We start from the raw sequence: 13,145 nt of genomic DNA, 5'->3' as shown, positions 1-13,145 counted from the left end.
GCCATAGCTGAAGACGTCGATCTCGCCGTGAACGCCCGGGTTCAGGTATTGATACGCATTGCCCCACGGATCGTTAGGCAGGCGTTCGAGATAGCCGCCGTCCTTCCAGTTGTTCGGCACCGGGTCGGTGCTCGGCTTTTCGATCAGCGCGCGCAGGCCCTGTTCCTGGGTCGGATAGCGGCCGTTGTCGAGACGATAGAGCTTCAGCGCCTGCATCACGGTGCCGATGTCCTGCTTCGCGGCGACGCGCCGCGCTTCATCCGGACGGCTCATGATCTTCGGCACGATCAGCGCGGCGAGAATGCCGAGAATCGCGATCACGACCATGATTTCGATCAGCGTGAAACCGCGCTGGCGACGGCTACGCGGAGCCGCGTTGTCAGTGCGGCGAATGGTCGACAGTTGCATAGCTTGCTTACCTCTTTTCAGATGAAATTACCCGGCTTCGGCTGTCATTGAACACGCCGGGTCGGTCATTTTAATGTCATGCAGTTGAAGGGTTTCGACCCACCGCAAATTTCACAATAGTCCGTACAATGTGCGCATGAACGCTATCCAAATCCGCCTCTTGTCGCTCGCGCTGTTCGCCGTCTTCTGCGCGACGCTGACCTATTGGGTCATCACGCTCACCACGATGTCCGGCGCGCCGCTGCCGGCCGCCGCCGCGCATCCGCAGCCTTCTACCGAAGAGGCCGCGACGCTGTTCGGCGGGCAGCTCACGCGCAACGTCAATCAGGACATCCATCTGTTCGGCATCCTCGCGTTGAGCGAAGGCGCCGCGGCGATCGTCAGCGTCGGCGGCGAACCGCCTCACGCGGTATCGCTCGGCAGCGCGCTGATGCAAGGCACCAAGCTCTCCGAAGTTCGTGCCCGCTCGATCATCATCGACCGCAACGGCGCACACTCCGAAATCTTCCTGCCCCCGAACCCGAGCGGCCCCACCATCTACGTGCGCTGAAGCGGGGCGAACCGGGCGTTCGTCCGGCGTTCGCTGGCTCGCCTCGGCAGCCGCTGTTGCGGGCTCGCTGCAGCGGCTTCGCCTGGCTCGGCTTGGCTGCCGATACTTGGGTGCAAAGCCAGCTTCAGCGCCTTCACCTGATCATGCGGCGCGGCCAGTTCGCCGCGCAATCGCCTGTGCCTTTCTGCGTCTTACCCGCGCTTACTGCACGAGGTTGTTCAACTCGATGATCGGCAGCATCACCGCGAGCACGATCACGAGCACCACGCCCCCCATCGCCAGAATCAGCAACGGTTCGAGCAGGCTCGTCAGGAACATCGTGCGGCGTTCGAGTTCGCGCGCTTCGCCGTCGGCGGCGCGATCGAGCATCGTCGTCACGTCACCGGTTGCCTCGCCGGAACGGATCAGGTGCACGAGCACCGGCGGGAACGTCTTCGTATTGCCGAGCGCGCGCGACAGCGACGTGCCTTCGCGCACGCGCACGATCGCATCGTCGATGTTCTCGCGCATCGCGTTGTTACTGAGCGTTTCGGCGGCGGCCTGCAGCGCGCGCAAAATCGGCACCCCGGCGGCGGTCAGAATGCCGAGCGTGCTCGCGAAGCGCACGGTGTTATAGCCGCGCACGAGCTTGCCCAGCAGCGGCGCGGTCAGCAGCCAGCGGTCGAACGCGAGACGCGGACCCGCTTGCTTCAAGGTGGAGCGCACCAGATACGAGAGCACGACGACGCCGATCAGCATCGCCCACCACCAGTGCCGCACAAAGCCCGACAACGCCATCATCAGAATCGTCAGAAACGGCAGTTGCTGCTTCGTGCTCGCGAACACGTTGACGACCTGCGGCACCACATAGCTCAGCAGGAACGTGACGATCCCGAATGCGATCAGCGTGACGATCGCCGGATACGTGAACGCAAGCACGATCTTCTGCTTCAGCGCATTGCGTTGCTCGATATAGTCGGCGAGGCGCGACAGCACCAGGCCGAGCTTGCCGGTGTGCTCACCGGCCGCGACCAGCGCGCGGTAAATCTCGGGGAAATCCTTCGGGTGCTGGTTCAGCGCGTTCGCGAGCGAATGACCGCCGAGCACTTCCGCGCGGATCGAAGCCATCAGCTCGCGGATGTAGTCGCGCTCCGATTGCTCGGTGAGCACGGACAGCGCTTCGTCGAGTGGCAGACCCGCGATCAGCAGACTCGCGAGTTGGCGGGTCAGAATCGCCTGCTCGCGCTGCGACAGACGGCGCCCGAACGCGAGCCGCTGATTGCGCTCGCCACGCGTGCGCGCAGCCGCCGGTTCGACGACGAGCGGCGTCAGCCCTTGCGAGCGCAGATTCGTGCGTGCATTGCGCGCGCTGTCCGCGTCGAGCACGCCTTTTTGCGCCTTGCCCGCCGCATCGATTGCTTCGAAACGGAATGCCGGCATGCGCTTATGCTCCGCCCGTCACGCGAATCACTTCTTCGAGCGACGTCAGCCCCGAGTCGAGCCAGCGCTCCGAATCCTCGCGCAGTGTGCGCATGCCGTGCGCACGGCCGGCTTCGAGAATTTCCGCGTCGGCCGCGTTGCGATGGACCAGCGCGCGAATCGTTTCGTCGATCAACAGCAATTCATAGACGCCGCGCCGTCCCGCATAACCGGAATGACCGCAGCGGTCGCAACCGACCGGATGCCAGCGCTTGCGGCCGTCTTCCTCGGTGCGCTCTTCGCGGCACACCGGGCACAGCCGCCGCAACAGCCGCTGCGCGAGCACGCCGAGCAGCGACGACGCGAGCAGATACGGCTCGACGCCCATATCGGTCAGACGCGTCACGGCGGAGGCCGCATCATTGGTGTGCAGCGTCGCGAGCACCAGGTGACCGGTCAGCGATGCCTGCACCGCGATCTGCGCGGTTTCGAGGTCGCGGATTTCGCCGATCATGATGATGTCCGGATCCTGACGCAGAATCGAGCGCAATGCGCGCGCGAAGTTCATGCCGATCCGCTCATTGACCTGGGTCTGGCCGATGCCGGACAGGTCGTATTCGATCGGATCTTCCACCGTCATGATGTTGGTGGTCGCCGTCTCGAGCCGCGACATCGACGCGTACAGCGTGGTCGTTTTACCGGAGCCGGTCGGTCCGGTCACGAGCACGATCCCGTGCGGCTTGCCGATCAGCTTGTCGAACTTGACCAGCGTGTCGGGCGCCATGCCGAGCGCTTCGAGATTCAAACGGGCCGCGTCCTTTTCGAGCAGACGCAGCACCGCGCGCTCGCCGTGGCCGGTCGGCAGCGTCGACACCCGCACGTCGACCGGACGCCCGCCCACGCGCAGCGTAATGCGACCGTCCTGCGGCAGACGTTTTTCCGCGATATCGAGCTGCGCCATGATCTTGATCCGCGAGATCAGCGCGCCATGCAGCGCTTTTTTCGGCCGCACGACGTCGCGCAGCGTGCCGTCGACACGAAACCGCACCACCGACGCGTTCTCGAACGGCTCGATATGAATGTCCGATGCCTGTTCGCGCGCCGCCTGCGTGAGCAGCGCGTTGATCATGCGGATGATCGGCGCGTCGTCTTCCGATTCGAGCAGATCCTCGACCTCGGGAATGTCCTGCATCAGACGCGACAGATCGACTTCGCCTTCCACTTCACCGACCACCTGCGCGGCGCTGCCGTCGTGGCGCGCGTAGGCCTGGTTGATCGCCTGCGCGAGTTCGTCGGCGGGCACGCGCACGACCGATACCGCGCCGTAATTGCGCGCGACTTCGGCGAGCGCGGCGTCGCTGGTGCGTTCGCTGATCCAGACCTCGATGCTATCGGGGTGCTGATGCGCGACCAGGATCTGGCCGCCGCGCGCAAAGCCGTACGGCACCAGCCGGGCGGCGAGCGGCGAGGGTGCCACGCGCTCGCCGGGCGCGGCCGCCGCATCGGCGCCCTGGCTACGTTGCGATTGCGAGGTTTGCACGGGCGTCTGCGTCACGGACGCACTCCCGGCGAGACGGTGCTCGGCACTGCGCTGTTAGCTGGGCCGACCGTAACTGCCTGCGGCACGCCTGGCGGCGTGACCTGTTGCGCCGGTTGCACCGTTTGCGGCACCACCTGCTGGGCCGGCGCAACCGTTCGCGGCTCGGCTTGCTGCGGAACCTGCTGCGGTGCTGGCGGCGCCACCTGCTGACGACGCATCTGGTTCAGATCGAACAGATTCATCGCCGGCGCGCCGCCTTCGCTCGGGCCGAGCGGCATCGGCGGCACGACCGGATCGTCCCGATCCTTGATCAGGTTGTTATCCGACTTGTACGCACCCTGCACACCCTGGATGTAGTCGTAGCGGTTTGCCGTGACGGCCTGCGCGGTACCGCGGTCGCTGATGATGACCGGACGCAGGAACACCATCAGGTTGGTCTTCGCGCGCGTTTTCTGTTCCGAGCGGAACAGCTGGCCCAGCCATGGAATATCGCCAAGCAGCGGCACCTTGCTGTTGCTGACCTGGTAGTTGTCCTGCATCAGGCCACCCAGCACGATGATTTCGCCGTTATCGCACAGCACGGTCGACTGGATCGAACGGGTCGTGAACTCCGGGCCCGACGGGTTCGTCGTCGCGTTGTTCGTGCCGGTCACGATCGCCGAGTCTTCGGTGTAAAGCTGCAGCTTGAGGATGCCACCGTCGGTGATCTGCGGCTTCACGTGCAGCGTCAGACCGACGTCGACGCGGTCGAACGTGTTGAACGCCGCGCTCGTGTTGCCACTGGCCAGATTCGAGTACGAACCGGTCTGGATCGGCACGTTCGTACCGACGACGATCTTCGCCTCTTCGTTGTCCAGCGTAATCAGGTTAGGCGTGGACAGCACGTTCGCGTCGGAGGTTTGCGACAGCGCTTGCAACAGCGCGCCGAGTCCCTGCACGCCGAAAATGTTGTGAATCCAGCCGACGTTCAGCCCCTGCTGCAGGCCGCCCTGAGCCAGGGCCGCCGCGGGAAGGCCGCCGGTCGTGGCCGCGGCGGCAGCCGCTGTCAAGTTGAAGATACTGTTAGCGCTGCTGCCGGGCGCCTGCAGGTTGGTGCCGGCAAACAGCGCGTTGTTCGCGATTTGCCACTGGATACCGAGGTTCGCGTTCGTGTTCGAGTTCAACTCGACGACCAGCGCCTCGATATAAACCTGTGCGCGACGCGCGTCGAGCTGGTCGATCACCGCGCGCAGATTCCGATAGACCGGTTCGGCCGCCGTGATGATCAGCGAGTTGGTGGCCGGGTCGGCGGTAATCATGCCGCCGCCCTGGTCCTCGTTGCCCTTGTCCTTGTCGCTGTTGCCAAAGCCGCCGTTGTTATTGTTCGAGCCGGAGCCGCCGCCCATCGGCGAAGACATCGACGAGCCACCGCCGAGGCCGCCCGACGGCAGCGGTGGCGTGCCTGAGCTGCCCGTCGAGCTACTGTTCGACAGACCGCCACCGCCACCACCACCGCCGTTCTGATTGAACGAGTTCGCGTCGTTCGAGCTGGCCGACGAGCCGCTTTCGCCACCGGCGCCCTTGCCGAGCATGCTACGCAACGTGCGCGCGAGTTTGGTCGCATCCGCATTGCGCAGCGGCACAACGTGGATGTTGCCGGGCATCGTGGTCGGCATGTCGAGCTGCTTCGCGAGTTCCCGCGCAGCCGCGAGACGCGCGGGGTTCGACGCGCGGATCAACAGCGAATTGGTGCGCGGATCGGACGTGACCGTCACCTTCAGCGTCGCGTCCGTGTTGCCGATCGCGCCCGGGTCGAGCATTTTGCCCATCTGCTGCGCGATATCAATCGCGTTCGCATTCTTCAGCGGCACGACCGCGACCGATTGGCCCGCCGCGCTATCGACGCCCGCGATGATCTGCGCGATGCGCCGCACGTTATCGGCGTAATCGGTGACGACGATCGTGTTGTTGGCCGGGTAGGCCGCAACCGTATTGTTCGGAGAAATAAGCGGACGCAGTATCGGCAACAGGTTGTTGGCCGATTCGTTCCTCAATGTGAAGACCTGCGTGATCACCTGGTCGCCGCGCGCGGTCGGCGCATTGCCAACGTAGGTGGGCACGCCTTGCAGCTTGGCATCGGCCTCCGGCACGACCTTCAGCACGCCATGGTCCTGCACGAGCGCGAAGCCCTGCATGCGCAGCGCCGACTGCAGAGTCTTGAGAGCCTGATCTTCCGGGACGCTATTTTCGGAGACGAGGTTCAACTGCCCCTTCACCCGCGGGTCGACGATGATCGTCTTGCCGGTTGCAGCGCCGATCGCCTTGGCGACCTGGTCGATGTCGGCGTTCACGAAATTCAGTGTCACATCTGCCTGTGCTGTCTGCGCGGTGATCAGACCAGCCATCAGCAGCGCCGTTGCCACGCGACGCAAAGCCATACAGTTTCTTCTCATGGAATTTGATATCGATGCCGGTAGTTGCTGCTACCCGCGGTCATGCGGTGCGGATTCGGCGGCAAGCCACCGCCAGTCGGTCTATCGGTCATTCTTAGAACGCGAACTTCGCTTGGAATGCCAGCGCCCAGTGTCCGAAAAAAGCACGAACAGTAGCAGCTTTTCATGTCAGATTTGAAACAAACAAACGACGGCATGCGATTCTGGCCGAAGATCGCTTGGAAAGTTATTCGATTGAAAGCTGACTGCCATGGGGCGAGAACGACAGCCCCGAATTGTGCTGACTTATGTCGGTTAGCCAACTTGGACGCCAGTCGGACAGCCGGTATGATACGAGCCGTTGGCCTGGGCTGCAGCCAGTTCGCCGACGCAGGTTTCCGTGAAGCGCGAGAAAATCCCCGCCCAGCAAGGCGGGGGCGGTCGAAAATGCCGCCAAAAAATTTCCTTACCTATCCTTACTTCGAGGTTTGCGTAGTCTCCTGAGGCTTCCTGGTCCTTCCATCCGATGAAACGTCAATTCGTCACCGTTGGCTTCACTGTCGCACTGCTCGCCGCAGCTGGGTCCGCGCGCGCCGACTGTTTCGACGAAGCGGCTAAATATCAGAAGGTCAACCCGCTGATTCTGCGCGCGATTGCCTGGCAGGAATCGCACAATCGGCCGGATGCGCAGCACAAGAACGCGAACGGCTCGACCGACTACGGCGTGATGCAGATCAACTCGATCCATCTGCCGGTGCTCGCTCAATACGGGATCTCGCAAGGCACGCTGATGGAGCCATGCAAGAACGTCTACATCGCCGCGTGGCATCTGCGCCGGCAGATGAACAAATATGGCAATACGTGGCAGGCAGTCGGCGCGTACCACTCGGAAACGCCGGCGCTGCGCGACAAGTACGCGCAGCAGATCGTCGCCATCCTGCGCAACTGGAAACTGATGCCGGCGCGATAGGAGCGCGGCATTTTTTGGTTTCTGGTCCTGCCTTTCTGCCGTTTTCTTCGGTCGAGCCGTTTTCTCCGCCGCCTGCGTCCGACAGGCTCACACGAGCTGTTTCCGTTTTGATGCACAATGCGGCTTCATGCCGCCGCCCGGCCTCGTGCGCATTTTCGTAGCGTGACGCCCGCTCCGTTTCGCGCGCCCCGCGCCCGGCACACCTTCCAATCTTCCTGTTGTTCCGTACTGCGATGAACCAGCCGCTATTGCCCGTCACCGTGCTCTCCGGTTTTCTGGGCGCCGGCAAGACCACGCTCGTGAACCATGTCCTCGCGAATCGCGGCGGCTTGCGCGTCGCGGTGATCGTCAACGATCTCGCCGCCGTCAATATCGATGCGACGCTGGTGCGCAATACCGCCGTGCCGTCGCATGTCGATGAACAGCTCGTCGAGTTGTCGAACGGCTGCGTTTGCTGCACGCCGCGCGAGGACCTGCTCGGCGAGGTGCGCCGTCTCGCGAGTGAAAAGCGCTTCGACGCGCTGCTGATCGAATCCACGGGCGTCGCCGAGCCAATGCCGATCGCCGAAACCTTCGCTTCCGCCGATGACGACGGCGCTTCGCTGGCGGAGCTTGCGCGGCTCGACACGATGGTCACCGTCGTCGATGCGTTCAACTTCCTTCGCGATTACGGCTCGGCCGATGCGCTGGCCGAGCGCGGCATCGCGGCTACCGAACAGGACGACCGGACGATCGTCGAATTGCTGATCGAGCAGGTCGAATTTTGCAACGTGCTGGTGGTGAATAAGGCCGACCTTGTCAGCGCGGACGAACTCGCGCGTTTGCAGCGCATCCTCGCGCGAATCAACCCGCGCGCGGTGCAGCTCGTGAGCCGTTTCGGCGATGTGCCGCTCGAGCAGGTGCTCGGCACCGGCCGCTTCGATTTCGACGAAACGGCGGGCTCCCCGGGCTGGCTTGCGGCGCTCGAACACAAGCATGATGGTGAGCATGGCAGCGGTGACGGCCACGCGCATCACAGCGAAGCGGATGAATACGGGATCGGCAATTTCGTTTACCGCGCGCGCCGACCGTTTCATCCGCAGCGGCTATGGGAATTGCTGCATCAAGAATGGAAGGGCGTGCTGCGCAGTAAAGGCTTCTTCTGGCTCGCGACGCGCAATGACATCGGCGGTTCGCTATCGCAAGCGGGCGGCGTCTGCCGACATGGTCCAGCGGGTATGTGGTGGGCCGCGCAGCCGCGCAGCGAATGGCCCGAAGGCGATGACGAGCTGGCCGCCGAAATCGCCGCCGACTGGTACGGCGATCCGGACGATATGCGCATCGGCGACCGTCGCCAGGAACTGGTGCTAATTGGCGCCGATATCGATCCCGCACTGTGGCGCGCGAAATTCGACGCGTGCCTGCTTATCGACGACGAATACGCGCTCGGCCCGCAAGGCTGGCAACAGTTCGCCGATCCGTTCCCGGCGTGGGACTTCGACGAAGACGATCATGACCACGACCATGATCATCACCATCATCGTGAGCACGGTCACGATCACGGCGACGACTGCGCGCATTGTGGGCACGGGCATGGCGACACCGGGCATCGCCACGACTAGGCGCGGCGCTATCTATATAGAAAATAGAAGGAGCCGCAAGTGCCATTTCGGCTCCTCACCATCCCGTCCGCGATCGCACGTCACGCACAGACAAAAAAAAACCCGCCACTGGCGGGTTTCTCGCGTTGCCAACTGCCTTGCAGTAGTCTGCTTAGCGCTTGTTGACCGAGTCCTTGAACGCCTTGCCTGCCGTGAACTTGACGGTTTTGGCTGCCGGGATCTTGATAGTTTCGCCGGTCTTCGGATTGCGACCCGTACGCGCTGCGCGCTTGCCCGAACCGAAACTACCGAAGCCGATCAACTGGACAGCTTCACCCTTCGACACAGCCTTCTTGATCACTTCAAGCAACGTGTCCAGCGTTTCGCCGGTTTGAGCCTTGCTGGCGCCCGTCTGTCCTGCGACAGCGTCGATCAGTTCCTGTTTGTTCATTAAGGTTCCTTTCTGAGTTTAGGTTGATACGAACAGCGCGAACGCGCCGATTATACGTACGCGTACCGCGCCGTCGAGCAGCTGCGGCCCTGATCGCTGAGATCTGTCGCGCCGGACAATTCACTGTACGGCGGCCGTGCTGCCGCGCCCTTCGCGGCGCTTGCTATGATAGCGCAGCGCAAACCCAGGCAGGATAAGGGTTTCGAAGAATTGCGCGGTTCTCGGGCCATATGGAAAGGAAATCGTAATTTTCGTGCTTCAGAACCCCGATTTCGGCCTTCAAACCCAGTCCAGGCGGGGCTTGCCGTTGGTTTTTGCCAACGCAGCAAACATGCGCCGCTGGCTTGCGCGCCGCGCAGCGACCTGCGAGCGCCGACGTCAACGACCCGAACCCGCAGTTTCAAGCGTCCTTTTTCGCCGCGCATGACCGATCCGCTAATCCCCGCTGTCGTCGCTTTCCGCGATAACGGCAGCCCGTTTTCCCCCCTCTACGACGATATCTATCACAGCGCTGTCGGCGCGCTTGCGCAGGCTCATCACGTTTTTCTGCGCGGCAATGGGCTACCCGAACGATGGCAGGGACGCCGCACGTTCACCGTGCTCGAGACCGGCTTCGGTATGGGCATCAACTTTCTCGCGACATGGGCCGCGTGGCGCGCCGACTCGTCGCGCGGCGAGCGGCTGCATTTCGTCTCGACCGAGAAGCATCCATTCAGCGCCGCCGATTTGCGCCGGGTCCACGCGGCAACACTCGCCGATGCGCTGATCGCGCCACTCGCCGATACGCTCGCGAACGCATGGCCGATGCTGGTGCCCGGCACGCACCGGCGCGAATTCGACGACGGCCGCGTCGTGCTCACGCTGATCTTCGGCGATGCGGCCCAGACCCTGCCGGTGCTGCGCCTGCGCGCCGACGCGTTCTATCTGGACGGCTTCTCGCCGGCAAAAAATCCGGCCTTGTGGAGCCCCGCTATTTTCAAGTCGCTCGCGCGGGTCGCGGGCGACGACGCGACGTTCGCGACCTACAGCAGCGCCGGCGACGTCAAGCGCGCGTTGACCCAATGTGGCTTCGAGTATCGCAAGGTCGACGGCTTCGGCTGGAAACGGGCGATGCTGGTCGGCCGCTTCGCGCCGCGTTGGCGCGTGCGCCGCTATGAACCGCCCGCGCCGTTCGCGCACGAAGACCGGCACGCCGTCGTCATCGGCGCGGGGCTCGCCGGTTGCGCGGTCATCGAACGGCTTGCGGCGCGCGGCTGGGAGGTGACGTCGCTCGAACGGCACGCGTCGGTGGCGCAGGACGCGTCGGGCAATCCAGCCGGCGTATTCCACCCGATGATTTCCCGCGACGACAGCGTCGCGTCGCGCGTCACGCGCGCAGGTTTCCTGTATGCGCTCGATCGCTGGGCCGCGCTCGAGCGGGCCGGCCATCGACTGACGCGCGGCGCGCACGGTTTGCTGCAGATCGCGGCGGACGACGAAGAAGCGCACGCCATCGGCGCGGCAATCGCCGCGTTGCGCTATCCATCCGAGTACGTGAGCCCCGTCACTTCCGCGCAAGCCGGACTGCGCGCCGGCATGCCGCTCGCGCATGGCGGCTGGTTTTTTCCACGCGGCGGCTGGATCGATCCGGCTTCGCTGTGCGCGGCGCAGTTCGCGGCCGCAGGTGACTTGCTCGAGCGGCGATTCGGCGTGGAAGTCGGGCGGCTCGAACGTTGCGGTAATCAGTGGACCGTCTTCGATGTCGCCGGCAATGCGGTCGTGCGCGCGCCGGTCGTGATCGTCGCGAGTGCGCATCAGGCTGCGCGCATCGCCGGCTTGCGCTACGCGCCCACGCGCAGTATTCGCGGCCAGTTGACTCTGCTGCCGCCCGGCATGGTCGAACCGCTCGCGCTACCGGTGATCGGCGACGGCTATGCGGTGCCGCTCGCCAACGGGATGACACTCACTGGCGCGACGTATGAACTGGATGACCTAGACGCGTCGCTGCGCGCGGACGGACATCGCGAAAATATCGAGCGCGTCGCGCGGATGTTACCGGCGTTCTGTCGCGCAATCGATACGACACGGCCGGACGCGCTCGCCGGGTTCGCAGGCCGCGTTGCGTTCCGCTGCGTGACGAGCGACCGCATACCGATGATCGGCCAGTTCGCCGACGAAACCGCGGCGGCTCGCGATGCCGCCCGCCTGCGCGGCGCGTGGCCGCTCGACCTGCCGCGTGCCGACGGTCTGTATGGCGCGTTCGCGTACGGATCGCGCGGGCTCGTCTGGGCCGCGCTCGGCGCGGAGCTGATCGCGTCGCAAATCGAGGGCGAGCCCTGGCCGCTCGAACGCGACCTCGCCGAGGACCTCGACCCCGCGCGTTTTCTGCTGCGTGCGTTGCGACAGCGCACCGTCGGCTAACCGGCCGCCGTTCGCACTCACCGCGCGGTAAATCGGCCGCTCACCGACGTGTCGGTTGTCCACCGTGACCTGTGGATAACCCCGTAGTTAACCAGCGCAAGTCGTGTGGAACCGTTGTGGACGTAAACGGGGTAACTTTGGGTCCGCGTAAAACTCGAAAAAGTTGCTCGCGAATACCGGCTCCTCCCGCACATGCTGTGCGTCCTGTTATGCCCTCCGCAAGCCACTGATCCATCTCGGTAAACTGCGGTTATCCACAGAAACGGGCGCACCTTGTTAACTGTTACTACGTATACATACGGTAAACCAGTAAACATCAAGAGCGGGGCTAACGCCCGCGCTATCGAACCGGCTGGATTGCCGTCAAGACTCTGCCGACTGTGTTCGCCAATGTGGGTCAACCCACACGAAAACGCAGACGCGCCATGCAAACTGCGGAACCCGATACGCTACGGCCTACCGCAAACCACGCACGAAAGGTCGGCTTTTCCGTTGACCAGAAAGGCAGCGAACCTTTTTACCGTTTGGCCACTGCGCGGCCTCTTTTCGGTCAAGGCAGAAAAAGCTATGGCACAATCGCCGTTCTTTCCCGCGTCGTGCCCCCGTGTTGGGCGGCACATGCAGCAACGGAACGGTGCCGGCCAAACAGAATCTGATTCAAAGTCGACGTCGTTCTTCCCCGTTTCGGTTGCTGTGGCCTGGCCGCATGGTGAATCCGTCGGCTCGTACGATTCTTGCGGCTGCGGCGCATTCCGATCATCCGATCATTGAAACTCGCAACGCTGACTGACTTCGCGAAGCGAATGCGATAGCGAACACGCTCCCGGTTCGCTCGTTCGCCGCCGCGCGTGTGCGCCGGTCCGTGTCGTCTGCCGTTGCTGCCAAGGAGAAACCATCACGATGAATTCGGCGTTTTCGTTTTTTCCAGCGTGGCCGCTTTCACCCGACGCCATCTTCTGGGCGGGTCTTGCGTTGCTTACCGCCGGTCTGTGCGGCGAGCTCTGTTATCGCGCGTGGCGTCTGCCGCGTATTTCCGGTTACGCGGTGATCGGCCTCGTGGCCGGCGCGGCCGGCTCCGGCGTCATCGATGCGGATTCCGCGAGCGCGGCGCGGCCGCTGCTCGATGTCGCGCTCGGTTTGTTGCTGTTCGAACTGGGCAGCAGGCTCGATCTGCGTTGGATTCGCCGCAATCCGTGGCTGATTCTGTCGAGCGTTGCCGAAGCGACGCTTACTTTCCTGTTCGTTCTGCCGGTTTTGCTGTTTTTGCACGTGCCACTGATGGTGGCGACGGTACTCGCGGCGATCGCAATGGCGACCTCGCCTGCGATGGTGATCCAGCTGAAAACCGAATTGCGCGCCGAAGGCCAGGTCACGCAGCGTCTGCTGACATTGACCGCCCTCAACAGCATGTATGCGGTGGTGATCGAAAAGCTCGTG

General features: G+C 63.7%; 10 protein-coding genes. 5 read left to right on the top strand and 5 right to left on the bottom strand.

What is annotated here, in order from left to right:
• Positions 1 to 408: type II secretion system major pseudopilin GspG (gene gspG / locus VGH68_RS04325; RefSeq protein ID WP_331602264.1), on the bottom strand; the 408-nt coding region annotated here is incomplete at its 3' end.
• Between the two features lie 136 nt (positions 409 to 544).
• Here gspG and VGH68_RS04320 point away from each other — a divergent pair.
• The gene (locus VGH68_RS04320; protein ID WP_331602262.1) at positions 545 to 958 is read left to right on the top strand and encodes a type II secretion system protein N; all 414 of its coding nucleotides are present in this window, start codon (positions 545 to 547) and stop codon (positions 956 to 958) included.
• A gap of 201 nt (positions 959 to 1,159) precedes the next feature.
• Here VGH68_RS04320 and gspF read toward each other — a convergent pair whose 3' ends face one another.
• Genes gspF through gspD form a run of 3 tightly spaced genes read right to left on the bottom strand, consistent with a single transcriptional unit; the run spans position 1,160 to position 6,313 of the window.
• Positions 1,160 to 2,377 (bottom strand): type II secretion system inner membrane protein GspF, encoded by a 1,218-nt coding sequence (gene gspF, locus VGH68_RS04315; protein ID WP_331602261.1) that lies wholly within the window; start codon positions 2,375 to 2,377, stop codon positions 1,160 to 1,162.
• Positions 2,378 to 2,381: 4 nt separating this feature from the next.
• A complete protein-coding gene (gspE, locus tag VGH68_RS04310) occupies positions 2,382 to 3,896 on the bottom strand; it encodes a type II secretion system ATPase GspE (protein WP_414696892.1) in 1,515 nt (504 codons plus the stop codon).
• 11 nt (positions 3,897 to 3,907) lie between these two features.
• Positions 3,908 to 6,313, bottom strand: a complete 2,406-nt coding sequence (gene gspD, locus VGH68_RS04305; protein ID WP_331602260.1) for a type II secretion system secretin GspD — start codon at positions 6,311 to 6,313, stop codon at positions 3,908 to 3,910.
• Positions 6,314 to 6,833: 520 nt separating this feature from the next.
• Here gspD and VGH68_RS04300 point away from each other — a divergent pair.
• Together VGH68_RS04300 and VGH68_RS04295 are read left to right on the top strand one after the other, a co-directional pair.
• A complete protein-coding gene (locus VGH68_RS04300; RefSeq protein WP_331602259.1) occupies positions 6,834 to 7,277 on the top strand; it encodes a lytic transglycosylase domain-containing protein in 444 nt (147 codons plus the stop codon).
• A 233-nt stretch (positions 7,278 to 7,510) separates the two neighbouring features.
• On the top strand, positions 7,511 to 8,878 hold the full coding sequence (locus VGH68_RS04295) for a GTP-binding protein (protein ID WP_331602258.1): 1,368 nt from the start codon (positions 7,511 to 7,513) through the stop codon (positions 8,876 to 8,878).
• 151 nt (positions 8,879 to 9,029) lie between these two features.
• Here the strand turns inward: VGH68_RS04295 and VGH68_RS04290 are convergent, their stop codons facing one another.
• The gene (locus tag VGH68_RS04290; RefSeq protein ID WP_075303500.1) at positions 9,030 to 9,308 is read right to left on the bottom strand and encodes an HU family DNA-binding protein; all 279 of its coding nucleotides are present in this window, start codon (positions 9,306 to 9,308) and stop codon (positions 9,030 to 9,032) included.
• 423 nt (positions 9,309 to 9,731) lie between these two features.
• On the opposite strand from VGH68_RS04290, the gene mnmC reads away from it, so the two are divergent.
• A complete protein-coding gene (gene mnmC / locus VGH68_RS04285; RefSeq protein ID WP_331602257.1) occupies positions 9,732 to 11,708 on the top strand; it encodes a bifunctional tRNA (5-methylaminomethyl-2-thiouridine)(34)-methyltransferase MnmD/FAD-dependent 5-carboxymethylaminomethyl-2-thiouridine(34) oxidoreductase MnmC in 1,977 nt (658 codons plus the stop codon).
• 900 nt (positions 11,709 to 12,608) lie between these two features.
• Positions 12,609 to 13,145 (top strand): cation:proton antiporter (locus tag VGH68_RS04280; protein ID WP_331602256.1); only part of this gene is annotated, 537 nt, incomplete at its 3' end.

This window comes from Paraburkholderia sp. (assembly GCF_036488505.1).
Taxonomy (GTDB): domain Bacteria; phylum Pseudomonadota; class Gammaproteobacteria; order Burkholderiales; family Burkholderiaceae; genus Paraburkholderia.
Note: the sequence above shows the minus strand (reverse complement) of the source record. Positions and strands in the feature narration are given on the sequence as shown.